Consider the following 23877-nt stretch of genomic DNA (forward strand, 5'->3'; position numbering starts at 1 on the left):
CTACGCCGCCTCCTCCGGCTCCGGCCCGCGGGTGGCGTCGAGGCCGGAGCCGGTGCCGGGGAGGGGGCCGGTCTTCACCGGGGCGCCGGTGCGGGCCGACTCGTAGATCGCCTCCATCAGGATCTGGTCCTGAAGGCCCTCCTCGCCGGGGGTGCGGGGCCGGATGTTCTCCTGGATGCACCGGGAGAAGTGGTCGATCTCCAGGGCGAACTGGTTCTTCGGCGTGAGGAGTTTCTCGTCCCGCGCCGCGTTCTTTCCCTCGACGCGGCCGACGAAGAGACGCTGCCCGCGGTAGGCGAAGGCGTTCTGCAGGTCGTAGGCCCCCGCCGCCGTATGCACCGTGAGGCTGCGCGATTCGTGCACGCCGTAGCTCGCGGTGCACTGGGCGATCACGCCCGAGGGGAAGCGCAGGGTGAAGGAGACCGTCTCCTCGACCTCCTTGAACTTCGGATCGTCGGGGGGCGAATAGGTCTGCGCCTGGACCGAGTCCGGCTCCTCGCCCAGCAGCGCGCGGGTGCCGTTGAGGCAGTAAAGCCCGATATCCGGGAGCGAGCCGCCGCCGGACAGGGCCTTCTTCAGGCGCCATTGCTCGGGCAGGCCGGTGGTCTGGCCGTTGAAGGCCTGGATCAGCCGCGCCTTGCCGAGGCTGCCGCCGCGCACCGCCTGCGTCAGCGCCCGGTTGAACGGCTCGTACTGGCAGCGATAGGCGATCATCAGCCTCACGCCGGCCTTGGCGCAGGCGTCGATCATGTCCCGGCATTCCGGGGACGAGGCCGCCATCGGCTTCTCACACAGGACGTGCTTGCCCACCGCCGCCGCGGCCGTCACGTTGTCCCGGTGCACCGCGTTCGGCGTGACCACGTAGACGGCCTGGACCTGCGGGTTCTGCCTCAGCCGGTCCCATTCGTGGTAGCCGTAGACCGCATCCTCCGGCAGGCCGTGCTGCTTGGCCACGAGCTTCGCCTTGTCGTGGCTCCCCGACATCAGAGCGACGAGCCGCGAGCGTTTCGCCTCGGCGAACGCCGGGATGATCTCGTCGAGGCTCAGGCGCCCGAGGCCGACGATGCAGTAGCCGACGCGCTGGGACGGGGGCTGCGGCGCAGGGCTCGGGGCCGGCGGGGGATCGCCCGGACCGCGCCAGTTCGGGAACTGGATCCGGTTGCCCTGGACCGCCCCGGTATCGGCCGGCACGGTGGGGCCGGGGGGAGCCGCCGCCGCATTGCCTGCGCCGAGGGCGGCGCCGGCGAGGGCGCCCCCTGCGGCAAGGAGGGTGCGCCGGGACAACCGTTCGTCTTCCGCCATGCCGGATTCTCATCGAGGTCGGAGTCCGGGAACCGCGCCGACGGAGCGGGGTTCCTGGCCGCGACCGACGCCCTCAGTGAATCGCCCCGCCGGAGGCCGCCACCAGGGCGGCCCGCAGGCGGACGATCTCGGCCTCGCCGGCCTTCACCCTGTCCGCGAGGGCGTCGTCCTGGGCAGTCGGGGCGTCCGGGGCGAAGCTGAGGCCGACCGCGTCGCCCGAGCGCCAGACCACCCGACCCAGGCGGGTCTCGTTGCGCATCGGCACCCGCAGGACGATACGCTCCGGAAGGATCGCCTCCGGGGCGACCCGGAGCCGGGCGCCGGCCAGCGAGACGTTGCGGACCTGGCAGGGGATTTCCGGGAGGTAGGCCGCGGTCTCGATGAGACCGCCCAGGCAGACCCGGCGGCGGGCGTCGTCTCTGCGCTCGTTCAAGGCTTCGCTCCTCACGCTCCCGTGAGTATCGATAACGTGGCGTTCATCGATCCGCTGCAACGCCCGATCGTCAACGTTCTGTTATGCTTAACTCAGGGGAAGGGCGGTCGGCGGATCGGAGACTTCCACTTCACCGCGCTGTTGCAGCTGGAGGGCGACGAACCAGCACAGCGAGGCCCAGGCGGCCCCCACGCACCAACCGGCCATCACGTCGCTCGGCCAGTGGACCCCGAGATAGACCCGGCTGATCCCGACGAGCAGGGTGACGCCGACGCCGAGGACCAGGACGAACGCCTTGACCCGGCGGTTGCGGTCCACCCGGGCCAGGAGGATCGCCAGGGTGAGGTAGGCGATGGCCGACATCATGGCGTGGCCGCTGGGGAAGCTCGCCGTGAACACCTCCATCCCGTGGGGGACGAGGTCCGGCCGGGGCCGGTGGTAGAACAGCTTGAGCACGGTCGAGACCAGCTCGCCGCTGCCCACCGCGCCGACGACGTAAGTGGCGATGCGCCGCCGTTCGGTGAGGGCAAGGTAGGCCGCCACGGCGAGGGTGACGAAGACCACGGTGAACACGCTGCCGAGGCCGGTGATGTCGCGCATGGTCTCTTCGAGCCAGCGCGGGCCGATCGGGTCCGAGAGGTCGGCGGGGTTGCGCAGGGCCAGCAGGATCCGGCGGTCCAGGGCCTCGGTCGAGCCCTCGCCGACCTCGTGGGCGAGGGCGAAGAAGCCGTAGCCGAGGGTGCTGAGGCAGAGCAGGGCGACGAGGGGCCCCACCTCGTTCAGGCGCAACCAGAACCACACCGCCGTCGCCCGCCCGGTGATCGGGTTGTGGGTCAGCGTCTTCGACACCCGCATCGCATCCATCCCCCGCCACGATCCGCGCATCAGGCGTTCTCCCCGAAGGCGATGCGGGACACCCGTTCCCACGGCCCGCCGAGGTAGCGCCACAGCACCACCGCGGGCGCGGTGAAACGGAACGGCGCGAAGCCCGCCTCCAGGGCGGCATGCAGGGCCCGGGCGGTCTCGGGGGAGACCTTGTTCTGGACGGTGACATGCGGGCGCCAGCCCTGCCGGTCCTGGGCGGTGAGGGCGGGCTCGAACTCCCGGGCGAGCCGCCCGCGGAAGGCCGCGAGGGGTTCCGACGCGAGGACGTAGGCCACGCCCCTGCCGGTGAAGCGCAGGCCCGTCACCGCCACGTCCGGCGCGGGCGTGGTGCGGGCGAGGGCGGCGATCGCCTCGATCGCCCCGCGCTCCCGGTCCCCCGGCAGGTGGTGGAACAGGGTCGCGTGGGCGGGGATGTGGTTCAACGCCTCCGGGAAATGGCGGCGGCGTTCCCCGTCGAAACGGGCGAAGGTCGCGTCGTCGAAGGCGAGGGTGAGGATGAGGGGGGCGGGATCTTGCATCCCCGGCGAGATGGCGCCCGCATCGCTCAGGTCCAGTAGAGCACCCGCGCGGCGGGCAGGATGCACGCGAGGTGGCCGGTGATCGCGGTGCGCATCGCGTCCATCTGCGGCTTCGGCAGCACGTACTTCACCGAGCCGAACTTCGTCATCTTCCGCACCCGATCGGCTTCCTCGAGGGGAAGGTCCGAGCCGGGATACCAGCCCTGGAGGACCTCCTTCGAGCCGGGGGTGAAACGGTGCGTGATGAGTTCCGCGGTCAGGTCGAGGTCGGGCACGCCGGAGAGGGCGTCGGCCGCGTCGCGGATCAGGCTGGCATAGCCCTCCTCCCAATCGGGGATCGGCAGGATCGGCGCCACGGTGAGCCCCACCGGGTAGCCGGCCAGCGCGACGGCCCGCAGGGCGCCGAGGCGGGCGTCGAGGGAATCGGTCCCGCCCTCGTAGCGGGCGGCGCCGCGGGCGTTCACCGAGAAGCGGATGCGGGTCCGCCGTCCGTGGCGCAGGCCGAGCAGGGGTGCCACCGCGGCGAACTTGGTGGTGAATCGCAGCTGGACCGGGGCGTCCCAAGCGCCGAAACGCTCCACCGCCGCCGCGAGCGAGCCCGTCAGGTGCTCGATGCCGAGGGGGTCGGTGTAGCAGGAGGCTTCGAACGTCGTCCCCTCCGCCGCCCGCGCCGCCGAGGCCGAGGTGATGGTGCCCTGGCCGAGATAGGCGTCGAGGTTGCCGAGGATCGCGTCGAGGTTGGCGTAGGCCCGCGTCACCGGCGGCCCCGAGAGGGAGCCCGCGAGGTAGCAGTACTGGCAATGGGCCGGGCAGCCCTCGGCCAGGTCGAAGCGCCAGTCGGCCGAGGGGGGGATCGGCTGGAGCCGCAGCTTGGTCGGCGGGGCGACGGTGATCGCCAGCGTGGCCTTGGCCTCCGCGTAGGCCCGGCGGGCATCCGGCTGGCGGGGCAGGGCGAGGCGGTTCGCGGCGAGGCGCTCGACGGGCAAGCCCTGCGCCTCGATCCGGGCGACCATCGCCCGCCCGTGGGCATGGTCGAGGGCAGCGGGCGTCACCACCACCCGGCGCGGGCGCCACAGGCGCGGCGAGGGGTGGCGGCGCGGTGGCGCGTCCGGGGGAGCCAGGGCGGTGTCCATCCCGGGCGAACGCAGGGGCGACCCGGCCGGCTCCACCCTAGGCGGCCCCGCCGAGTGCGGCTAATGCTCCCCGCGATGGCCGAAACGGATGGGACCCATGTGCATGTCGGCCGCGACGGATGGCTCTTCCTCACGGGGGGAAGCAACCGCGTCATGGACCGCTACCGCAGCGGCCTCGCGCAATGGTGGCTGCTGCGCCGCTGGTCCCGCCTGATCGCCGCCCGGGCGGCCCGGGCCGAACGGCTGGGGATCCGCACCCTCCACGTCATCGTGCCGGAGAAGCTCTCGGTCTACGATCACAAGACGGACGGGTTGCGCTACCGGCCGACGAACGCCTCGGTGCGGATCCTGGCCCGGCGCCTCGCCCGGCACGGCGCCTATCTCGACCTGCTCGCACCCCTCCGGGCGGCTCGGGACGGACCCACCCCGCTCTACCTGCGCACCGACACCCACTGGACGTTGGAGGGCTGCCTGCTCGCCTACCGGGAGATCATGCGCGCGCTCGGCGCCACCCCGCCGGCCGATATCGGATCGCGGTTGCGCGTCGTCGTCCCCGAGGTGATGGATCTCGGGGACAAGCTGCCCCACCGCCCGCGCGAGGGCGTGGAGCGCATGGTGATCCTGCAGAACGCGGTCCGCACGGCGACCGGGCCGCTCCTCGCGGCCTACGAAGCGCAGGGGCGGGAGGGCGAGCTGCATTCCGGCGCCCACGTCGTCTACCGGAACGAGGCGGCGGGCGCCGACCCCCGCCGGGTCGTCCTGTTCGGCGATTCCTGCGCGCACTTCGCGCCGTTCATGCTGACCGGCCTCCTCGCGGAGAGCTTCCGCGAGGTGCACTTCATTTGGTCGGCGAGCCTGGATTGGCCCTACATCGAGGCCGTGAAGCCCGACATCCTGCTGTTCGAGATGGCCGAGCGGTTCCTCGCCCGGGTGCCCGACGACCGCTACGACGTGACGGCCGCCGGCCGGCGCGGGACCGGGGGGCCGGCGCTCCCCGCGCCGGATCAGTAGATCGCGGGGTCCACCATCACGAAGTCACCCGTGCTCGCGGACTGGTAGTGCGCGAGGGGCTCCGGCGCGTAGGCGATGCCGAGCATCAGGACCAGGATGGTGACGAAGCAGGCGAGGGTGGCCGTGACCGTGTCCGCGTGCCGCCGCAGGGCGTGGATCGCCATGCAGCCGAGGGTGAAGAGGGCCGCCTCCGCCATGGGCGCCAACGCGGGGATCATCGGGAGACTCCTTGGGGATCGCGGGGGGAGGAAGACCTGCCGCCCCGGGGACGGCGCCCGCCGGGCGCCTGCAATGCGCTGCAACATGCCTGCCCGTGTTGCAGTGCAACAGAGACTTTGCCGCAAGCCTGCTCTGCATCGGGCGGATCGACAGGCGCGGACTTGCCTCGACGGCTCCGGTCCGACGCCTACATCACGCGAAACACGCAGAAGACCTTCGGGAGGATCACGCAACGCCATGACGGCTTCCCTTCGCCTCGCCCTCGCCTGTGCCGCCCTCCTGCCCCTCTCGGCGCCGAGCGCCTGGGCACAGACCGCCTTCAAGCTCGACGGAACCTGCGACAAGCTCGTGGTCGCCGGCCGGGATGTCTCCGCGCAGTGCGGCAACACCCTGCTGAACGCGGTCAGCCGCAACCGGACGACCTTCGATTTCACCACGAAGGACGGGCAGGTGATCAGCTTCTCGGGCAACGGTGCGCAGCAGGAGGCGACCGAGGAGACCGATCCGCTCCAGCCGATCAACGTCGTCTCCGAGAGCAAGACGGGGAGCGAGGTCGGCGCGCCGGTCCTGGCCATCGGCGCCTGCCGCTTCACGGCGCCGGAGAAGGGGCGGACCTCGATCGAGTGCGAGGCGAAGACGGCGGATGGGCGCGTCTATGCGGGCACCTTCGTCACGGCGGCGAAGGCCGCTCCGGGCGCACCGGGGCGCTGAGCCGCGAGGGTTTCCCCGCCAACCGGGGGTGGACAACCGCGACGCGTCCGCCCGGCGGGCTGGTCATGACCCATCGAGAGCCCCATCTAGCGGCCATCACGAAAAAAGTTCCGAAGTTGGATCGATGCTCAACGACCTCAGCGCCGGCGGCGCGACCGGCGGCCCCGCCGGCGACCTGATCAGGGACACGACGACGAACTCCTTCAGGCAGGACGTCATCGCGGAATCAATGAACCGTCCGGTTCTCGTGGATTTCTGGGCGCCCTGGTGCGGGCCATGCAAGCAGCTCACCCCGGTTCTGGAGAAGGTCGTCCAGGCGGCGGCGGGCAAGGTCGTGCTCGCCAAGATGAACATCGACGAGCACCCTTCCATCGCGGGCCAGCTCGGCATCCAGTCGATCCCGGCGGTCATCGCCTTCGACAAGGGCCGCCCGGTGGACGGGTTCATGGGCGCCGTGCCCGAGGGGCAGATCAAGGAGCTGATCGAGCGCCTTTCCGGCCCCGCCGGCCCCAGCCCGATCGAGGGTGCGCTCACGGAGGCCGCCGCCCTGGTCGAGGAGGGTGACCTCGCTGGCGCCTCCGAACTCTTCGCGGCGGTGCTGGAGCAGGAGCCCGACAACGTCGTGGCGCTGGCCGGCCTCGCCAAGCTCCAGCTCGATGCCGGCGAGATCGAGAACGCCAAGCGCGTCCTGGCCATGGTGCCGGAGGAGAAAGCCGCCGACCCGGCGCTCGCGGGCATCCGCGCCGCCCTGGAACTCGCCGAGCAGGCCGCCGCCCTCGGCGACCTCGCCGGCCCGCAGAAGGCGGTCGACGCCGATCCGGACGACCATCAGTCCCGGTTCGACCTCGCGCTGGGCCTCGCGGCCCGCAACCAGCGGGAGCAGGCGGTGGATCACCTCATCGAGCTGCGCAAGCGCGACCGGACCTGGAACGACGACGCGGCCCGCAAGCAGCTGCTCCAGTTCTTCGAGGCCTGGGGCGTGATGGATCCGGACACGATCCGGGGTCGGCGCAAGCTGTCGACCTTGTTGTTCTCATAGGGCACGGGCCCGTTCCCGGACGGAGACGGCGCGTCCGGGGCCCCGGCCAGGGGATCGCGCCAGAGGAGGTGCGATGAGCACACATTCCGGCTTACAGCGTCCGGCGGATTGCCCCGCCGTGATACCGGTCTTCCCCTTGCCCGGCGCCTTGCTGCTGCCGAGGGGACAGATGCCGCTCAACATCTTCGAGCCGCGCTACCTCAGGATGGTCGATGACGCCCTGAGGGGAGACCGGATCATCGGCATGATCCAGCCGGACCCGGATGGCGGGTCCTCGGCCCATCCCAAGCTGTTCCGCGTCGGCTGCGCCGGCCGGATCACCCAATATGCCGAGGCCGGGGACGGGCGCTACCTGATCTCCCTCACCGGGGTCAGCCGCTTCCGGGTCGAGGGCGAGGTCGCCGCATCGGAGGCCTACCGTCTCTGCCAAGTGAGCTACGACGAGTTCGCGGTGGACTTCCAGGCCCGCGCGGGCGAGGAACAGGTCGACCGGGCGGGCGTCCTCAAGACCCTGCGCGACTTCGTCGAGGCGAACGACCTGAAGGTCGACTGGGCGGGGATCGATGAGGCCCCCAACGAGGCCCTCGTGAACGCGCTGTGCATGATGAGCCCGTTCGGCGTGCGCGAGAAGCAGGCGATGCTGGAGGCCGCGGACCTAAAGACCCGCGGCGAGATCCTGATCGCCGTGACGCAGATGGAACTCCTTCGGGGCTCCGGCCCCGAACCGACGATGCAATAGGACCGTGACGACATGGCCAACGATCTCACCGCCCCCGTCGAGGCGACTCGGGTCGATCCGAAGCTCCTGGAGATCCTCGTCTGCCCCCTGACCAAGGGCACGCTGGACTACGATTCCGCCAAGCAGGAGCTGATCAGCCGCTCGGCCAAGCTCGCCTACCCCATCCGTGACGGCATCCCGATCATGCTGCCGGAAGAGGCGCGTCCGCTGCACGACTGAGGCACGCGGGGTTGAACGGGCGGGGGTCCACGCCCGTTCTCGCGAGCAGGGCGAAGCCACTCGCCGAAGTTGAGCGTCCGGACACGCGACGCGACTGAGTTGTCCGCCGGCGCTCGCAGCGTATTGCCGCGCTTTCGCCGGTTACGAATTGAGACATTTTTGGCGGGCGGCGGCCATAGTCCTGCCGGTCCGGATGGTTTAAACCGGCTCATCCCGCAACGAAGCTGTCGACCCCGCGCTGAACCGCGCGACGGCGCCGCTGTATTTGCAGAGAGCCCTTCAACGATTGACCATTACCGTCCCGACCCTGATCGCCGCCGCCGCCCTAACCACCGCCGCCCTGTCCGCATCCGCGGCGGGTGCGCCCGACAGGCACAACGGGACGTGGTCGGTGGAACTCGTGACGGAGAGCGGCCTCTGCAACGCCCGCTACAGCTACTCCGTCGCCATCCGCGACGGTGAGGTCCGGCCGGTCTCGGCGTCGTCCGGCACCCGCGTCAGCGGCCGGGTCTCGCCGGACGGGGTCGTCGGGATCACGGTCGCCGGTTCCGGCGGCGCGGGGACCGGGACGGGCCGCCTGTCCGGCACCCAGGGCTCGGGCACGTGGAACGTGTCCTCCCTGTGCACCGGCCGCTGGACGGCCCGGCGCGGTGCCGACACCCGCACCGCCCAGGTCGATTGACGCCCGGGGCGTTCAGGTGGCGGAGGCGAGCCAGGTGCGCGCCTCGGCGAGGCGCTCGCGGTCGAACACCTTGATCTTGTAGGGCGAGACGAAGGCGAAGGTCTCGGCCATCATCTTCAGCCAGGGCGCGTCGGTGACGAGGGCGACGTGGCTGACGCCCTTCATCATCGAGATGCCGAAGCGCGGATCCTTGAAGAAGGCCGCGGGCTCCATGCCCTGGAAGCTGCGGATGTCTTCGAGGAGCTTGATCCGCTCGCCCTTGTCGAGGTCCGCCTTCATGGCGGCGATGGTCGCGTTCATCTCCTCGTCGGAGATCTTCCCGTCGACCACGATCTCGGCCACGTTGGAATTCGGCGTCTTGGTGTAGCTCAGCACTGATCGCTCCTCGTGCGCCTTCAGCCCGTCCCCGTGCGTTGCAACGCGCCCGCGGCCGACGGGCCCTGTCTCCTACAAAAAGCTCTGCGGGTCGACATCGATCGTCACCTTGACGCTGCCGCGGGGCTTCGGGGCGCGGACGAGCCATGCGCGCAGGTAGCCCTGCAGGTCGATGTTGCGCTCGGTCTTCACGAGGAGCCGGAAGCGGTGCCGCCCGCGGATCAGCGCCAGGGGCGCCTCGGCGGGGCCGAGCACCATCACCCCGGCCGGTGGATCGGCCTCCCGGGCGAGGGCCTGCCCGTAGGCCTCGGCGGCCGGCTTGTCGGCGCCGGAGACGATCAGGGCGGCGAGGCGGCCGAAGGGCGGCAGGCCCGCCACCTCCCGCGCCGCGATCTCCTCCGCATAGAAACGCTCCGCATCCCCGGAGAGCAGGGCGGCGATCACCGGGTGCTCGGGCTGGTAGGTCTGGACGAGGGCGCGCCCCGGCTTGTCGCCGCGGCCGGCCCGGCCCGTTACCTGCTGGAGGAGCTGGAAGGTCCTCTCGGCCGCCCGGGGGTCTCCGGAGGTCAGGCCGATGTCGGCGTCGAGGACGCCGACCAGGGTCAGGCCCGGGAAGTTGTGGCCCTTGGCCACGAGCTGCGTCCCGATCACCAGATCGCACTCCCCCGCCGCCACCGCCTCCAGCTCCTGCCGCAGGCGCTCGGCGCCGCCGGGAAAGTCGCTCGACAGGACGATGATCCGCTTGTCCGGGAACAGCGCGGTCGCCTCCTCGGCGATCCGCTCGACGCCGGGGCCGCAGGGGGTCAGGTGCTCGAAGGCGCCGCACTGGGTGCAGGCCTCGGGCCGGCGCTCGGTGTAGCCGCACTGGTGGCAGACCAGCGCCCGGCGGAAGCGGTGCTCCACGAGCCAGGTCGAACAGTTGCGGCACTGGTAGCGGTGGCCGCAGGCCCGGCACAGGGTCAGCGGCGCGTAGCCCCGCCGGTTGAGGAACAGCAGCGCCTGCTCGCCGCGCTCCAGGGTGCTCTTCACCGCGGCGACCAGGGGCGGGCTGATGAAGGTGCCGCGCTGCGGTGCATCGCGCCGCATGTCGATGGCGGCGATGTCGGGCAGGCGGCGCCCGCCGAACCGCTCGGGCAGGACGAGGTGGTCGTAGCGCCCCCGGGCGGCGTTCACCCGGCTCTCGATGGAGGGAGTGGCCGAGGCGAGGACCACCGGGCAGCCTTCGAGCCGCCCCCGCACCACCGCCATGTCGCGGGCGTGGTAGTGGACGCCGTCCTCCTGCTTGTAGGCGGTCTCGTGCTCCTCATCGACCACGATCAGGCCGAGCTGGGCGAAGGGCAGGAACAGGGCCGAGCGGGCGCCGACCACCACCTTCGCCTCCCCCGCGGCCACGGCGGCCCGCAGCCGCTCCCGGCGTCGGCCGCCGATCCCGGAATGCCACGCCGCCGGGCGGACGCCGAAGCGGTCGGCGAACCGGTCGAGGAACTGCGCGGTGAGGGCGATCTCGGGCATGAGGATCAGCGCCTGCCGTCCGGCACGGATGCAGGCGGCCACCGCCTCGAAATACACCTCCGTCTTGCCCGATCCCGTCACGCCTTCGAGGAGGATCGGCTTGGCGGTCCCGGCCGCCGCGCCTTCTTCCAGGGCCAGGGTGAGGGCGGCCGCCGCCTCCGCCTGGGCCTCCGAGAGGGGCATGCGGGGATGGTCGGGGTCGGGGACCGGCGCGATGGGCTCCGGCGCCACGGCGAGCGCCTCAAGGGCGCCGTCGTCGATCAGCCCGTCCACCACCGAGAGGGAGACGCCCGCCTCCTTGGCGAGGGCGCTCTTGCCGCGCGACTCCCCGTCTGCGGCGATGGCCAGCACCTTGGCCCGCGCCGCCGTCGGGCGGCTGGGGGGCTTGCCCGACGCCTTCACGGCGACACGGGCGACCTCCGCGCCGGCCGCCTCGTCGGGCAGGCGCAGCACCATGGCGAGCGCCGACCCCTTGGGGGCGAGGGTGTAGCGGGCGATCCAGTCCACGAGGCCGCGCAGCGTTGCGCCGAGACGCGGAACGTCGAGCACCCCCGTGACCGGCCGCAGGTTCGACCCGCCGACGCTCTCCGCGGTGCTCCAGACGACGCCCACCGTCTCGCGGGGGCCGAGGGGGATCTGCACCACGTCACCCGCCGCGACGGCGAGCCCGTGCGGGACGACGTAGCTGTAGGGCGTGTCGATCGCGAGGGGGATCAGGATTTCGGCGACGGTCGGCATCGGACGGGCGGGAGCGGCATGTTCTGCCTTTGTACCATATCGGATGGGAAAAGGCGCTACGCCCAGCCCCCGGCCCACCCGCCTCGCCGACGGGGGCGGCGCGGAGGGTCCGGCGCCGACTAGGAGTGTCGGCGCACGGCGTAACGGTAGCGCCGCCCCTCCTCGTCCAGCAACTCGCTGTCCGAACTTTCACACCAGACGACTTCGTCCCCCGGCCCGGTGGCGTCGGTGAGGACCGTACCCCGCACGATGTCGAGGGACAGGCCGGCGCCGTAGTTCACGGTCGTCGCTTCGGTGATCGCCGCGGCGACATCACCCCCATCGGGGAGACAGGCGAACAGGACGCCGTCGGCGATGGCGAGGGTATAGGTCTGCATGCGGAGGCTCCGCCAAGGGGGACCGGTTCGGGAGGAGCGAACCTATGAACGATGGCCGGCAGGAGAAGAGCGTTCTCCGTATTGCTGCGTTGCAACACGCTGCCGGCGGACGTCGGGCGTCCGTCCCGCTCAGTGGCCGAGGCGGGCGTTGAAGAAGCGCGTCATCTCGCCGAACACCTGTTTCGTCTCCGGCGAATCCGGGGCGGCGAGGTACTGGGCGTGGCTCATGCCCTCGAAGACGTGCAGGTCGGCGGGGATGCCGGCCTCCCGCAGCTTGCGGTGGGTGCGCACCGTATTGGACAGGAACAGGTCACGGGTGCCGGAGACGAGCAGAGCCGGGGGCAGCCCCCCGAAGTCCCCGTAGATCGGCGACAGCTGCGGGTCCTTCAAGTCGCGCCCGTTGGCGTAGAGCTTGGCGGCGGGCGTCAGGTAGCCGGAATAGCTGACGAGGACGTTGTCGAGCCATTCGTTCGTCCTGTAGCTGTCCCCGGTCTCGGTCATGTCGGACCAGGGCGTGCCGAGGCCCATCGCGGCCGGCAGGGGCAACCCCTCGGCCTTGGCCCTCAGCATCAGCGCCAGGGTCATGCCGCCGCCCGTCGAGGTGCCGAACACGGCCATGTTGCCGGGCTTCTGCATCCCGAGCATCGCCTTCCACACCGCGGTCGCATCGTCCATGGCGGCGGGGTAGGGGGCGTCCGGCGGCATCCGGTAATCGACCGAGATCACCTTGTAGCCGCCGAGCCCGGCCATCAGCACCGCCTCCAGGGTCCCGGCCTCGCCCGGGTTGTAGACGTAGCCGCCCCCGTGGATGTGCAGGAGCAGGTGGTCCCGGTGGGCCTCCGGCATGGATTTCGGCTGCACGATGAAGACCTTCACCCCGCCGAGGATCGCGGTCTCGCTCGTCACGCCGAGCTTCTCCCGCAGGGCGGGGATCGGCGAGGCCGTGACCTTGGCGAGCCTGTCGACCAGTTCCTTCCAGGCGGCGGCGTCCTTCGGATCGGCGTTCCAGGCGGGGCTGCGGTAGGGCGCGGCCACCTGCGGACGGAAGGCATCGCTGACGGTGGCGGGGACGGGGATCTCCCGGCCCGGCACCGTGCGCGGGCCGGGCTTCGCATTGGCCTTGGCCATCTCCGGGCCGAGGGGAGCGGACTGCGCCTCCGCGGCGGCGGGCGCGGGCTGCGCCAGGGCGGGGGCGGTCGTCAGCGCCAGGACGGCGAGGGCGTGGATCGTGTGCTTCACGAAATCTCTCCGGGCGATCGATCGACCCGTTCGGGGGCGGATCGTGCGTGAGCGGAATGACGGCCGAGCCGGGGGATCGGTGCCGTCACACTCGCGTGAGCGGGGTGACGGCGGCCTCGTTTCGCGGCGTCACCACCACGGTCGCAGGCACGTCCCCGTCGTCGTCGAAGGCGGCGATCACGGCGGGGGTGAGCACCGCCCCGGGGGCGGCGCCGCCCTCGCCGGCCGGGGGCACGAGGTGGATCGTCTCGCGCCGCGGCGGGGGAGCGTCGCTGCCGGCATGCTCGTCGGCGACGACCGCCACCGTGTCCTGCCGGATCAGACCGAGCCCGGCGGCATGGCGGGCGATGGCGACGCTGTCCGCGGCGAGCACGAGGCTCGACCCGGTCGCCGCCACCGCCCCCGCGAGGCGCACGACCTCCTCGGTGCGGGCGGCGGTCCGCGACACGTTGCGGATGTAGACCGCCTTCACCCGGCCGGGATGGTCGGCCACGATCTGCGCGTAGACCTCCGGGTCGTGCTGCCCGCTGTCGCCGATCAGGACGAAGGGCAGGGTCCGGTAGAGGTCGAGCATGTGGCGGATGAGCGCCTGCTTGTGGTCCTTGGCCTTGCGCGGGAGGGGATGGGTCCAGGACAAACCCCATTCCCGCAGGAACAGCACCGGGCCGGCGGGGATGCCGTGGCGCTGGAAGAACTCGGTGAGCATCTCGTAGAGGCCCCACGGCGCCCGCGAGACGTAGAGCATCGGGTTTCCGTCGCCGCCGCTCGCGCCGGCATGGAGCGCCCGGTAGAGCGAGGTGACGCCGGGGAAGGCGACCCGGCTCTCGGCGTCCTCCACGAACAGCCGCCACAGCATCGTGAGCTTGTTGGCGACGCCGGTCCGCATCACGGTGTCGTCGATGTCGCTGACGACGACGAAGCCGCAGCTGGCGGACGGGATGTAGACCGAGCCCCGCGCCGGGATCACCGGTTCGGCCTCCAGGAGGAGATCCACGTCGAACCACGGGCCGTCCCCTTCGGGCAAGGCCTGCGGGCGCAGGTGGACCCGGAAGTAGCCGTCCCGGTCGGTGACGACGCGGACCTCGGTGCCGCCGAACCGGGCGAGGACCGCGGCCCCGGCCACCTTGCGCCGGGCGATCCGGCGGCGGACATCCCGCCACTGGGCCCGCCACGATTCGGGGTCCTCGCCGGGGATGCCCGGCGATTGCCGGAAGACCCGGCCGATCAGGAACACCTCGTCGGCCGACCCGTAGCCACGATAGGGTTCCACCACGAGGCCGCCGGGCCCCCGTCCGCCCCGCCCCTGCGCGCGCCGGACGGGGCGGGTGATGACCCGCAGCGCCTTGCGCGCGGCATGGACGGCACGGATCGTCATCGGGCCGGGCCGTCAGGCTTGCGGCAGGTCCGGGGTGAGGCCCATCGCATCGAGCCCCTCTTCCAAAAGGTCGCCGGCATCGGGGGAGCCGAGCAGTTCCTTCATGGCTCCTTCGCCCACCGCCTCGCGTTCGCGGGCGAACTTCACCGCCGCGTCCCACTCCTCGGGCTCCATGTCGCCGCGCCCGACATAGAGGAGGGCCAGGAGCTCGGCACGGGAATCGTCGTCGAGGCCGGCGATCATGCTGCGCACCTCGGACTCCGTGGCATCGTCGGTGCCCGAGACGAGGACGTCCGTCGCCCCGTCATCGATGGGGTTCGAGCCGGAATCGGGATCGGTCGCCCCTTCTTTCACCTCGATCGCGCGGAGCCGGATGACGATGTCGGCGACGGTGTCGGGGGCGATATCCATACTCGGTTCCTCTTGGACGCATGACGGCCGGCCCGCGCCGACCCCTCAAGCCGCGACAACGGCCGAGGCGCCGCGGGGTTCGCTGCGCCGGCTCGACAAAGCGGCCGGGCGTCAGACTGCGTGGTCGCCAACCTTGGGCGGAACGAAGCGCCGCCTCGCGGGCTTGCAGATCGCCCATGACGACCTTCGCCTCCGCCCCGCCCGCGAGCCGCATCGCCCACCCCTCCGCGCAGGCGGCGCGAAGGGCCTTGAGGCTCGGTGCCGCACCGCTCGCCCTCACGGCCCTGTGGCTCCTCGGGGCGCCGGCGCAGGCGCGCCCCAGCTACGACGGCAGCGCACCGACCTGTTTCCTCACGGCCGGGGGCACCCTGGAGATCTGCCGGGACGGGAGCGAAGCCGAGGGCGTGCTCGCGGCTCCGTCCCCCTGCACCTTCGTCCGCGGCGTCCAGCTGCGCCGTCCACGGACGGGCGCGACCGGCCCGATCGAGGCGGTGTTCCAGGGGGAAAGCCCGCTCGCCAAGACGCGCCGGGGTGAGGATTGCCCGGAACGCCGGGCGACGGACATGCGCGACGGCGGCGCCCTGCATACGGGCCGCAGCCCCGAGCAGCTGGCCACGATCCTGCCCCCCTCCGAGATCCGCTTCGGCGGCGCCCTCCCGGAGCGGCGGGAGCCGAAACGCCGGCGCGGCGAGGCGCCGGCCGAACCCACCGTGGAGGGCATCGGCCCGCGCGATCCCATCGCGGTCTCGGGCCGGGATTGGGCAGGCGAGGAGTATTCGTACGTCTTCCTCCTCGGCCAGGAGGTGGTGGGCGCAGATGTCGAGACGGCCGACGAGACGCCCCGGCGTCGGCGGGGCCGCGGTCGGCGCGAGGCGGACGCCCCCCCGGCCGACATGTCCCTGCGCCGGGTCCAGATCGAGGCCCGCACCCTCGACTTCGCCCATTTCGAGATCCGCACCCGCGCCGAGAACGGCTACGGCCTCGCCTGGGTCCCGGTCTCCGGGGAGGGGCGGCGGCGCACCGCCCCCGTGCCCGCGGCGGTGCTCGACGAGACCGGCAGGCCCGTCGCCTCGGCCTGCCCCGCCCCGCCCTCCAAGACGCGGGGCCTCGCCGGCTCGATCAGCATCGTCGATCACACCTACCACTACTTCTACACCGACGTGCTGCCGGAGGATTGTGCCCTGCCGCCCGAGAAGCGGCGCACCGGCCTGTTCCTGCGCACGGCCACGGACCTCGCCGCGGAGAAGGTCTGGTCGAGCCCGCGCCGCCTCGGCCCAGCGCTGCCGCCCGACAGCCTCGTGCGCGTCGCCCGCGCCAAGGGCACGAAAGGCTGGGCGGTATCCTACACCTGCTACCGGCCCGCGAACGCCCCCGGCGGCCCCGTCGCCGACATCTGCCTGCAATACACCGCCGACCTCGACCCCGCCGCCATCGGCGCCCTGACGCTCTATGCCGACCCGGTGGAAGCCGGCCGCTCGACGGCCTATCTCGGCCTGCGCTCGGGCGGCAACGGCGCCGGCCGGTTCGACCGCAGCGCGCATTTCTGGATGACGGACGCCTACGGCAACCTCGACGTGCCCGCGACCTATGCCGGCAAGTCCGGCCTGCTGACCTGGGTCGATCGCCTCGCCCCGGGGGCCGGAGGCTACGAGGGCTCCCAGGTCTACGGTCGCCCGGTCTACTGGTCGACCTGGACGGCGCGGCGGACGACGCCGCCCTAAGCCCGTCCTGTCCCGAGGAAATCGCGCGATCCGCCCTCCGCGCCATGCGCCGACGGCGCGGGGGCGTTATATGGCTGACGCAGCGCCCCGCCGCGGCGCGTCAGACCGGCCCGATGGACACCCAATCCGACCTCCTGTTCGCCGCGAGCATCGTGCTGATCTCGCTCATCCTCTCCGCCTTCTTCGCGGGGGCGGAGACCGCCTTCACCGCCGCCTCCCGGGCGCGGATGCACGCCCTTGAGCAGGGCGGCGACCCCCGCGCCATGATCGTCAACCGCATCCTGGCGATCCGCGAGCGGTTCATCGGCGCGATGCTGATCGGCTACAACATCGTCGCCATCGGCGCCTCGGCCTTTACGACGAGCGTGCTCACCGCCCTGTTCGGCAAGAGCGGCGTCATCTACGCCACGGTGGGCATGTCGGTGCTGGTGATCGTCTTCGCGGAGGTGCTGCCGAAGACCCTCGCCATCTCCAACCCCGACAAGATGGCCCTGCTGATCGCCCGGCCGGTGGCCTTCGCCGTGGCGCTGATGGGTCCGCCGGCCCTGGCCATCGAGCACCTCGTGCGCCTGATGCTGAAACCCTTCGGCATCACCATCGGCGAGCACCAGTCGATCCTTACCGCCGCCGAGGAGATCCGCGGGCAAGTGGCCCTGCTCCATCGGGAGGGCGGCGTGGAGCGGGCCGAGCGCGACATGCTCGGCGGCCTGCTCGACCTGTCGGACCTCACCGTCTCGGACGTGATGGTCCACCGGACCAAGATGCGGACCATCGACGCCGACATGTCCTCGCAGGAGATCGTCCGGGCCGTCCTGGCCTCGCCCTACACGCGGATGCCCCTGTGGCGGGGCACGCCGGAGAACATCGTCGGCGTGCTGCACGCCAAGGACCTGCTCCGCGCCCTCGACGCGGCGGGCGGCGACGCCTCGGGCCTGAAGGTGGAGGAGCTGGCGCTGGAGACGTGGTTCGTGCCGGGCACGACGAGCCTGCGGGCCCAGCTCAAGGCGTTCCTGGGCAAGAAGACCCACTTCGCGCTGGTGGTGGACGAGTACGGCGAGGTGATGGGCCTCGTGACCCTGGAGGACATCCTGGAGGAGATCGTCGGCGACATCGCCGACGAGCACGACGTGACCGTCTCTGGCGTGCGCCTCCAGGTGGACGGCTCGGTGAACGTCGATGGCGGCGTGCCGATCCGCGACCTCAACCGCGCGATGGACTGGCACCTGCCGGACGACGAAGCCACCACCATCGCCGGCCTCGTGATCCACGAGGCGCGGACGATCCCCGACCAGGGCACCGCGTTCAACTTCCACGGCTTCCGCTTCCAGGTGCTGCGGAAGGCGAAGAACCGGATCACGACCTTGAAGATCACCCCGCTGTCAGCGGTGGTCCAGCCGCCGACGCTGGCCTTGGAGCATCGCGACACGGCGTGAACGCCGACCGCCGTTCTGCCCCTCTGTCATTGCGAGCGAAGCGAAGCAATCTAGGACAGCGGGACATCTCAGAACGTGGCGCGTCCCTGGATTGCTCAGCTTCGCTCGCAATGACGGGTGCGCGATCGGTCTGAAGCGTCGCCCAAAAGAAAAGGGGCCGCCTCGCGGCGACCCCCTTCCCGTTCCGACAGGTGGCGTTGGACTTAGAAGTCCATGCCGCCCATGCCGCCGCCGCCCGGCATGGCGGGGGCGCCGCCATCCTTCTTCGGCGCGTCGGCGACCATGGCCTCCGTCGTCACCAGCAGGCCGGCCACCGAAGCGGCGTCCTGAAGGGCGGTGCGGACGACCTTGGCCGGGTCCACGATGCCGGCCTGGATCATGTCGACGTACTCTTCGGTCTGGGCGTTGAAGCCCCAGGTCTCGGAATCCGTCTTGTCGGTGATCTTGCCGACCACGATCGAGCCCTCTACGCCCGCGTTCTGGGCGATCTGGCGGATCGGGGCCTCAAGGGCCTTGAGGACGATCTTGATGCCGGCCTGGACGTCCGGGATCTCGGACTTCAGCTCGGCGACCGCCTTCTTGGCGCGCAGGAGCGCGGTGCCGCCGCCGGGGACGATGCCTTCCTCGACCGCCGCGCGGGTGGCGTTGAGGGCGTCATCGACGCGGTCCTTCTTCTCCTTGACCTCGACCTCGGTCGCGCCGCCGACACGGATCACCGCGACGCCGCCCGCGAGCTTGGCCAGACGCTCCTGCAGCTTCTCACGGTCGTAGTCCGAGGTGGTCTCCTCGATCTGCGCCTTGATCTGCGAGATGCGGCCCTCGATGTCGGACTTCTCGCCGACGCCGTCGATGATCGTGGTGTTCTCCTTCTCGATGCGGACCCGCTTGGCGCGGCCGAGCATCGGCAGGGAGACGTTCTCGAGCTTGATGCCGAGGTCCTCGGCGATCATCTGGCCCTTGGTGAGGATCGCGATGTCCTCGAGCATCGCCTTGCGGCGATCACCGAAGCCAGGCGCCTTCACGGCCGCGACCTTCAGGCCGCCGCGCAGCTTGTTCACGACGAGCGTGGCCAGGGCCTCGCCCTCGATGTCCTCGGCGATGATCAGCAGGGGCTTGCCCGTCTGAACGACCGCCTCGAGCACCGGCAGCATGGCCTGGAGCGACGAGAGCTTCTTCTCGTGGATGAGGATGTAGGGGTCCTCGAGCTCGGCGACCATCTTCTCCGCGTTCGTGATGAAGTACGGGGAGAGGTAGCCGCGGTCGAACTGCATGCCCTCGACGACGTCGAGCTCGGTCTCGGCCGTCTTGGCCTCCTCGACCGTGATCACGCCCTCGTTGCCCACCTTCTGCATGGCGTGGGCGATCATCTCGCCGATCTCCTTGTCGCCGTTGGCGGAGATCGTGCCGACCTGGGCGATCTCGTCGGAGGTCGAGACCTTCTTGGCGCGGGCGATGATGTCCTTCACCGCGGCGGCCGTGGCGAGGTCGATGCCGCGCTTCAGGTCCATCGGGTTGATGCCGGCGGCGACGTACTTGGCGCCCTCGCGGACGATGGCCTGGGCCAGCACGGTGGCGGTGGTGGTGCCGTCACCGGCGATGTCGTTGGTCTTCGAGGCCACTTCGCGCACCATCTGGGCGCCCATGTTCTCGAAGCGGTCGGCGAGCTCGATCTCCTTGGCGACCGTCACACCGTCCTTGGTGATGCGCGGGGCGCCGAAGCTCTTCTCGATCACGACGTTGCGGCCCTTGGGGCCGAGCGTCACCTTGACGGCGTCCGCGAGGATATCGACGCCGCGAAGCATCTTGTCGCGGGCGTCGGCGGAGAAACGAACGTCTTTCGCTGCCATGTGTCAGTGTCTTTCGGTTCGAGGATGCCCCGAGGCCGGGTTCGGCCTCACAGGGGCTTCAAGCCTGTGTGTGTCGGATGGGGGTCAGATGTTGACCACGCCCATGATGTCCGACTCCTTCATGATCAGGAGGTCTTCGCCGTCGATCTTGACCTCGGTGCCGGACCACTTGCCGAACAGCACGCGGTCGCCGGCCTTGACGTCGAGGGGGTTCACCCGGCCGTTCTCGTCGCGGGCACCCGGCCCGGCGGCGATGATCTCGCCCTCTTGCGGCTTCTCCTTGGCGGAATCCGGGATGATGATCCCGCCCTTCGTCCTCTCTTCGCTCTCGATACGGCGGACGACCACTCGGTCGTGCAGCGGACGGAACTTCATGAGCTGCCCTCTTGCTTCAGGTCTGGAGATGGCGTTGATGCGGCCCGGCGGGTCGCCTCGACCCCATGGTAAGCACCTTCGTTAGCACTCTCTTGAGACGAGTGCTAACGCGATTGCGAGATAGCCATCGCGGGGTTCCGAGTCAAGATAGTCGCACCCGGTGGGCGCGGCCCGCACCCGTGCGCCGGCGGGCGACGGGTGTCGGAAACGGCCGCATCCGCCTCCGCCCGATGTTGCAATCCGCCCGGATTCGGCCTTAGGCCGCTCGGTGTTCGTCGCCCTTCAGGATCGCAGCGAGACATGCTGAACTTTCACGGGGCGGGCTCGGCGGTGGGTTCCGGGCCGGTCTGGATCGACCTGTACGATCCGTCGGCCGAGGAGGTGGCGCAGGTCGAGGCGACCACGGGACTGCGCATCCCGACGCGGCAGGCGCTTTCGGAGGTCGAGACATCGAGCCGCCTGCGCCGGCTGAAGGGCGGCCTGTCGCTCTCGACGCCGATGATCACCTTCGAGCAGGCGGATTCCCAGCTGAAGCCCCTCGGCTTCCTGCTGACGAAGGATCACCTCGTCACCATCCGCTTCCACGACCTGCGCGCCTTCACCTCGGCGGCGCAGCGGATCTCGGAGGAGGGGGGTGGGGACCCCGCCGAGACCTTCATCGTCCTGCTGGAAGAGCTGGTGGACAGCCTCGCGGACGCCCTGGAGGAGATGGCCGCCGACCTCGACTCCGTCTCCAGCCGCATCTTCGACTTCGATGTGCGCGGCCCCTCGGCGAAGCGGATGGAGCAGCCGCCGCCCCGCCGCCGGGACCTCGCCCTGCGCCGGATCCTGCGGGCGATCAGCCGCCGGGGGAAGGTTCTGGGGAAGGTCCGCGCCAGTCTCCTCGGCCTGGAGCGCATCGTCCCCTTCGTCGCGAGCGCCTGCGACGGGCTGCAACTCACCGATGACGGGCGCTTCGAGACGATCCGCCGGGACATCGAGTCCCTCGACGAGTTCGAGACGCGTCTTGCGGAGAACGTTCAGTTCCTGCTCGATGCGGCGCTCGGCCTCATCAACATCGAACAGAACAACGTCTTCCGGGTCCTCACCGTCGTCTCGGTGGTGGGCGTGCCCCCAACGCTGATCGCGTCGATGTACGGCATGAACTTCAAGCACATGCCGGAACTCGAATGGACCTACGGCTACCCCTACGCCCTCGGGCTGATCGTCCTCAGCGCCCTGATGCCGATCGTGTATTTCAGGATCAAGGGCTGGTTCTGAACCGCGCCCCGGCCGCAGCCGCCCGTCCCCGCGGGCGCGGCGGCGCGTTTCCCGCGGCTCAGCCCCGGACCGGGGGCAGTTCGAGGGCCTGCGCGAGGGGCATCGGGCGACCCAGGAGGTAACCCTGGACGCGGGTCATGCCCAGCGTGCGGATCACCGCCAGCTCCTCCTCCACCTCCACCCCCTCGGCCACGACCTCGCAGCCGATGCGCCGCCCGTACATGGTCAGGGCCTCCGCGAGGGCGCGGCGGGCGGTGTCGCGGTGGAGGTTATGGATCAGGGTCCGGTCGAGCTTGATCAGCTCCGGGCTCAGGTCGAGGATGTGCCGGAAGGTCGAGTGGCCCGCGCCCACATCGTCGATGGCGAGGCGCAAGCCCCGTTCGCGGTAGGGCGCCAGCGCCTGCCGGAGCGTGTCGTAGCAGTCGACCACCGCGTGCTCCGTCATCTCCACGACGATGCGGTTGACCGGGACGTCGGCGAGGGCCGGGCCGAACCGCGGGCTCACGATCGCCCCCGGCGACAGGTTGATCGTGAGCTTCAGCGCCTCGTTCAGCGCCGGGAGCGCGTCGAGGGCCTTCCGGACCGCCAGGAACTCCAGATCGAGGCCCAGGCCGACCTCCGCCGCCTCGGTGAACCAGGAATCGACCCGCCGGGTGGGGTCCTGGGGGAAGCGGGCGAGGGCTTCGAAGCCCGTCAGCCAACCGTCCTCCACCCGGTAGAGGGGCTGGAAGACCATCTCGATGGCGTCGTCCTCGATGACGCGGCGGATGCGGGTCCGGCGCGCGACGAGTTCGGCCGCCGCGCGCCGCTCCTGTTCCAGCACGACGCAGACGACGTCGGCGCACATGTTCAGCACGCTCAGGTGCTGCTCGTTCAGGCTATGGCGCGGCTCGTAGCTGAAGCAGCAGAGCGATCCGAACGGGGTGCCATCGGGATGCCGCAGCGGCACGCTGAGCAGGGCGCCGACCGGAAAGCTGTAGGCGGAGGACAGCTCGACCGCGCGCGCGTTCTCCCGGGTGTCGGCGAGGAGGCCGGGGATGAAGCCCTGCGCGACCTGATGGCAGAGGGTGACCTCCAGCGGGTCCGAGGCGCCGACCTTCACGGGGCTCCCGCCGCCGCCCGAGTCGGTGAAGCGGTAGATCCGGTCGCCCTGGGTGAATTCGGAGATGAAGCCGACATCCATGGCGAGGTAGCGCCGGGCGGCACTCAGGATACCCTGGATCTGCTCCGCGCTCACCCCCGTGACCGTGTCGAGAAATGCCGGAAGCGCGCTCACGTCGGCCGCAGACCCAAAGTCGTCATGTCAATTTCTCGACACAATACGGCTTAGCTAAACACGCTGTCAAACCCAACGAGGGTCGATAAACTATCGATCAAGGTGTAATTTCATACAGTTTTCTTGCGGTGTGGCGATATTTTAGCCTGCCACCACTTGGATATTGAATACTTTCTCAGCGAAGGATCGCCGCCTCCTGCACCCGCGCGCACGCGGATGCCGACGCGGGGACCACCGTCCCTCCGGCGACGACATCCCCATGCGAGAGCCGAAGCGGGGGGAATGGGCGAAAGGCCTAGTCGCGGGCCAACTGCGCCCGGCCGATCGCGAAGACCCGGCCGTCGCCGAGGAGGTAGGCGGTGAAGCCCTTCGGAAAGGCGGCATCGAAGGCCTTGTCGCGGACGTTGAGGCCGCCGGCGAAGGCGCCAAGCGCCGGCATGATCAGGCGGCTCCCGTCGGTGACGAAGCAGCGGCGGCGCACGGCGCGGCCGCGCATCGCCACCTTCCCGCAGGGGTGGAGGTGGCCGGCGATCTCCCCCGGGGCCGGGTCCGGGCCGGGCTCGTGGCGCAGGACGAGGCCGCCCAGCGTCAGCGTGTCCGCGTAGCGCCCGCCGACGCCCTCCTGCACCGCCGCGTCGTGGTTGCCGGCGATCCAGACCCAGTCGCGCCCTTCCTGGAGGGCGGCCACCATCGCCCGGTCGCCCGGCTCCATCCGCTCCGGCCCGCGGGCATCGTGGAAGGAATCGCCGAGCGCCACGACGCAGGCCGGGTCGTGCCGGGCGATGGCCTCGTGCAGGCAGGCGAGGGTCTCGCGGGTGTCGTAGGGCGGCAGGAACTGGCCCGACCGGGCGGCGAAGGACGAGCCCTTCTCGAGGTGCAGGTCGGAGACGATCAGCGTGCGGTGGGCTTCCAGCCACACGCCGCCGCAGAGGTCGAGGGTCAGCACCTCGCCCGCCACGGTGATCGTCGGGTGTTTGTGGGTCTTCTCGAGTCGGAGTCCGGCCGCCACCAGGGCATCCTCTACAGCGTCGGGGGAGGGCGAACCGT

At 70.8% G+C, this 23877-nt stretch carries 25 protein-coding genes; 9 read left to right on the forward strand and 16 right to left on the reverse strand.

Features of this window, described 5'->3' with window-relative positions:
- From MKK53_RS24975 to MKK53_RS24995, 5 genes are all read right to left on the reverse strand, one after another.
- Complete coding sequence (locus MKK53_RS24975; RefSeq protein ID WP_243931703.1) at positions 1-1302, reverse strand: Gfo/Idh/MocA family protein; 1302 nt, start codon at positions 1300-1302, stop codon at positions 1-3.
- Positions 1303-1375: 73 nt separating this feature from the next.
- Complete coding sequence (locus tag MKK53_RS24980; RefSeq protein ID WP_243931706.1) at positions 1376-1735, reverse strand: PilZ domain-containing protein; 360 nt, start codon at positions 1733-1735, stop codon at positions 1376-1378.
- Positions 1736-1822: 87 nt separating this feature from the next.
- The gene (locus MKK53_RS24985; RefSeq protein WP_243931889.1) at positions 1823-2590 is read right to left on the reverse strand and encodes a phosphatase PAP2 family protein; all 768 of its coding nucleotides are present in this window, start codon (positions 2588-2590) and stop codon (positions 1823-1825) included.
- Positions 2591-2619: 29 nt separating this feature from the next.
- On the reverse strand, positions 2620-3138 hold the full coding sequence (locus MKK53_RS24990) for a 2'-5' RNA ligase family protein (RefSeq protein WP_243931708.1): 519 nt from the start codon (positions 3136-3138) through the stop codon (positions 2620-2622).
- Positions 3139-3164: 26 nt separating this feature from the next.
- A complete protein-coding gene (locus MKK53_RS24995) occupies positions 3165-4271 on the reverse strand; it encodes an SPL family radical SAM protein (RefSeq protein WP_243931710.1) in 1107 nt (368 codons plus the stop codon).
- A 63-nt stretch (positions 4272-4334) separates the two neighbouring features.
- On the opposite strand from MKK53_RS24995, the gene MKK53_RS25000 reads away from it, so the two are divergent.
- Entirely contained in the window at positions 4335-5282 is a 948-nt protein-coding gene (locus MKK53_RS25000; RefSeq protein ID WP_243931712.1) for an alginate O-acetyltransferase AlgX-related protein, read from the forward strand.
- Here MKK53_RS25000 and MKK53_RS25005 read toward each other — a convergent pair.
- Positions 5276-5500 carry a hypothetical protein gene (locus MKK53_RS25005; protein WP_243931714.1) on the reverse strand — a complete coding sequence of 75 codons (225 nt, stop codon included), beginning with the start codon at positions 5498-5500 and terminating at the stop codon, positions 5276-5278. The genes MKK53_RS25000 and MKK53_RS25005 overlap by 7 nt on opposite strands.
- A gap of 238 nt (positions 5501-5738) precedes the next feature.
- On the opposite strand from MKK53_RS25005, the gene MKK53_RS25010 reads away from it, so the two are divergent.
- The 5 genes from MKK53_RS25010 to MKK53_RS25030 all read left to right on the forward strand — a co-directional run bounded on the left by MKK53_RS25010 (position 5739) and on the right by MKK53_RS25030 (position 8891).
- Entirely contained in the window at positions 5739-6212 is a 474-nt protein-coding gene (locus MKK53_RS25010; RefSeq protein WP_243931716.1) for a hypothetical protein, read from the forward strand.
- A gap of 124 nt (positions 6213-6336) precedes the next feature.
- The gene (trxA, locus tag MKK53_RS25015; protein ID WP_243931718.1) at positions 6337-7251 is read left to right on the forward strand and encodes a thioredoxin; all 915 of its coding nucleotides are present in this window, start codon (positions 6337-6339) and stop codon (positions 7249-7251) included.
- A gap of 73 nt (positions 7252-7324) precedes the next feature.
- Positions 7325-7990 (forward strand): LON peptidase substrate-binding domain-containing protein, encoded by a 666-nt coding sequence (locus MKK53_RS25020; RefSeq protein ID WP_243931720.1) that lies wholly within the window; start codon positions 7325-7327, stop codon positions 7988-7990.
- Positions 7991-8002: 12 nt separating this feature from the next.
- Positions 8003-8209 (forward strand): Trm112 family protein, encoded by a 207-nt coding sequence (locus MKK53_RS25025; protein WP_243931722.1) that lies wholly within the window; start codon positions 8003-8005, stop codon positions 8207-8209.
- Between the two features lie 286 nt (positions 8210-8495).
- Positions 8496-8891, forward strand: coding sequence for a hypothetical protein (locus tag MKK53_RS25030; RefSeq protein WP_243931724.1), 396 nt, complete (start codon positions 8496-8498; stop codon positions 8889-8891).
- A 12-nt stretch (positions 8892-8903) separates the two neighbouring features.
- Here MKK53_RS25030 and MKK53_RS25035 read toward each other — a convergent pair whose 3' ends face one another.
- The 6 genes from MKK53_RS25035 to MKK53_RS25060 all read right to left on the reverse strand — a co-directional run bounded on the left by MKK53_RS25035 (position 8904) and on the right by MKK53_RS25060 (position 14918).
- Positions 8904-9266 carry an STAS/SEC14 domain-containing protein gene (locus tag MKK53_RS25035; RefSeq protein WP_243931726.1) on the reverse strand — a complete coding sequence of 121 codons (363 nt, stop codon included), beginning with the start codon at positions 9264-9266 and terminating at the stop codon, positions 8904-8906.
- A gap of 72 nt (positions 9267-9338) precedes the next feature.
- Positions 9339-11516 (reverse strand): primosomal protein N', encoded by a 2178-nt coding sequence (locus MKK53_RS25040; protein WP_243931728.1) that lies wholly within the window; start codon positions 11514-11516, stop codon positions 9339-9341.
- A 119-nt stretch (positions 11517-11635) separates the two neighbouring features.
- A complete protein-coding gene (locus MKK53_RS25045; RefSeq protein WP_243931730.1) occupies positions 11636-11893 on the reverse strand; it encodes a hypothetical protein in 258 nt (85 codons plus the stop codon).
- A 129-nt stretch (positions 11894-12022) separates the two neighbouring features.
- Positions 12023-13132 (reverse strand): alpha/beta hydrolase, encoded by a 1110-nt coding sequence (locus MKK53_RS25050; RefSeq protein ID WP_243931733.1) that lies wholly within the window; start codon positions 13130-13132, stop codon positions 12023-12025.
- 85 nt (positions 13133-13217) lie between these two features.
- Entirely contained in the window at positions 13218-14507 is a 1290-nt protein-coding gene (locus MKK53_RS25055) for an App1 family protein (RefSeq protein ID WP_243931735.1), read from the reverse strand.
- A 12-nt stretch (positions 14508-14519) separates the two neighbouring features.
- The gene (locus MKK53_RS25060) at positions 14520-14918 is read right to left on the reverse strand and encodes a DUF3775 domain-containing protein (protein WP_243931737.1); all 399 of its coding nucleotides are present in this window, start codon (positions 14916-14918) and stop codon (positions 14520-14522) included.
- Positions 14919-15094: 176 nt separating this feature from the next.
- Here MKK53_RS25060 and MKK53_RS25065 point away from each other — a divergent pair, with 176 nt between their 5' ends.
- Positions 15095-16639: a hypothetical protein gene (locus tag MKK53_RS25065; RefSeq protein ID WP_243931739.1), complete on the forward strand. Its 1545-nt coding sequence runs from the start codon at positions 15095-15097 to the stop codon at positions 16637-16639.
- A 113-nt stretch (positions 16640-16752) separates the two neighbouring features.
- Entirely contained in the window at positions 16753-18072 is a 1320-nt protein-coding gene (locus tag MKK53_RS25070; RefSeq protein WP_243931741.1) for an HlyC/CorC family transporter, read from the forward strand.
- Positions 18073-18275: 203 nt separating this feature from the next.
- Here MKK53_RS25070 and groL read toward each other — a convergent pair whose 3' ends face one another.
- Together groL and groES are read right to left on the reverse strand one after the other, a co-directional pair.
- On the reverse strand, positions 18276-19919 hold the full coding sequence (gene groL, locus MKK53_RS25075; protein WP_243931743.1) for a chaperonin GroEL: 1644 nt from the start codon (positions 19917-19919) through the stop codon (positions 18276-18278).
- 84 nt (positions 19920-20003) lie between these two features.
- A complete protein-coding gene (gene groES, locus MKK53_RS25080; protein ID WP_243931745.1) occupies positions 20004-20294 on the reverse strand; it encodes a co-chaperone GroES in 291 nt (96 codons plus the stop codon).
- Between the two features lie 300 nt (positions 20295-20594).
- Between groES and MKK53_RS25085 the strand changes: the two genes are divergently transcribed.
- The gene (locus tag MKK53_RS25085) at positions 20595-21554 is read left to right on the forward strand and encodes a magnesium transporter CorA family protein (protein ID WP_243931747.1); all 960 of its coding nucleotides are present in this window, start codon (positions 20595-20597) and stop codon (positions 21552-21554) included.
- A 58-nt stretch (positions 21555-21612) separates the two neighbouring features.
- Here MKK53_RS25085 and MKK53_RS25090 read toward each other — a convergent pair whose 3' ends face one another.
- Positions 21613-22830, reverse strand: a complete 1218-nt coding sequence (locus tag MKK53_RS25090) for an EAL domain-containing protein (RefSeq protein ID WP_243931749.1) — start codon at positions 22828-22830, stop codon at positions 21613-21615.
- A 295-nt stretch (positions 22831-23125) separates the two neighbouring features.
- Entirely contained in the window at positions 23126-23839 is a 714-nt protein-coding gene (gene pdeM / locus MKK53_RS25095) for a ligase-associated DNA damage response endonuclease PdeM (protein ID WP_243931751.1), read from the reverse strand.
- Between the last annotated feature and the right edge of the window lie 38 nt (positions 23840-23877).

The organism is Methylobacterium sp. J-076 (genome assembly GCF_022829405.1).
Lineage (GTDB): Bacteria > Pseudomonadota > Alphaproteobacteria > Rhizobiales > Beijerinckiaceae > Methylobacterium.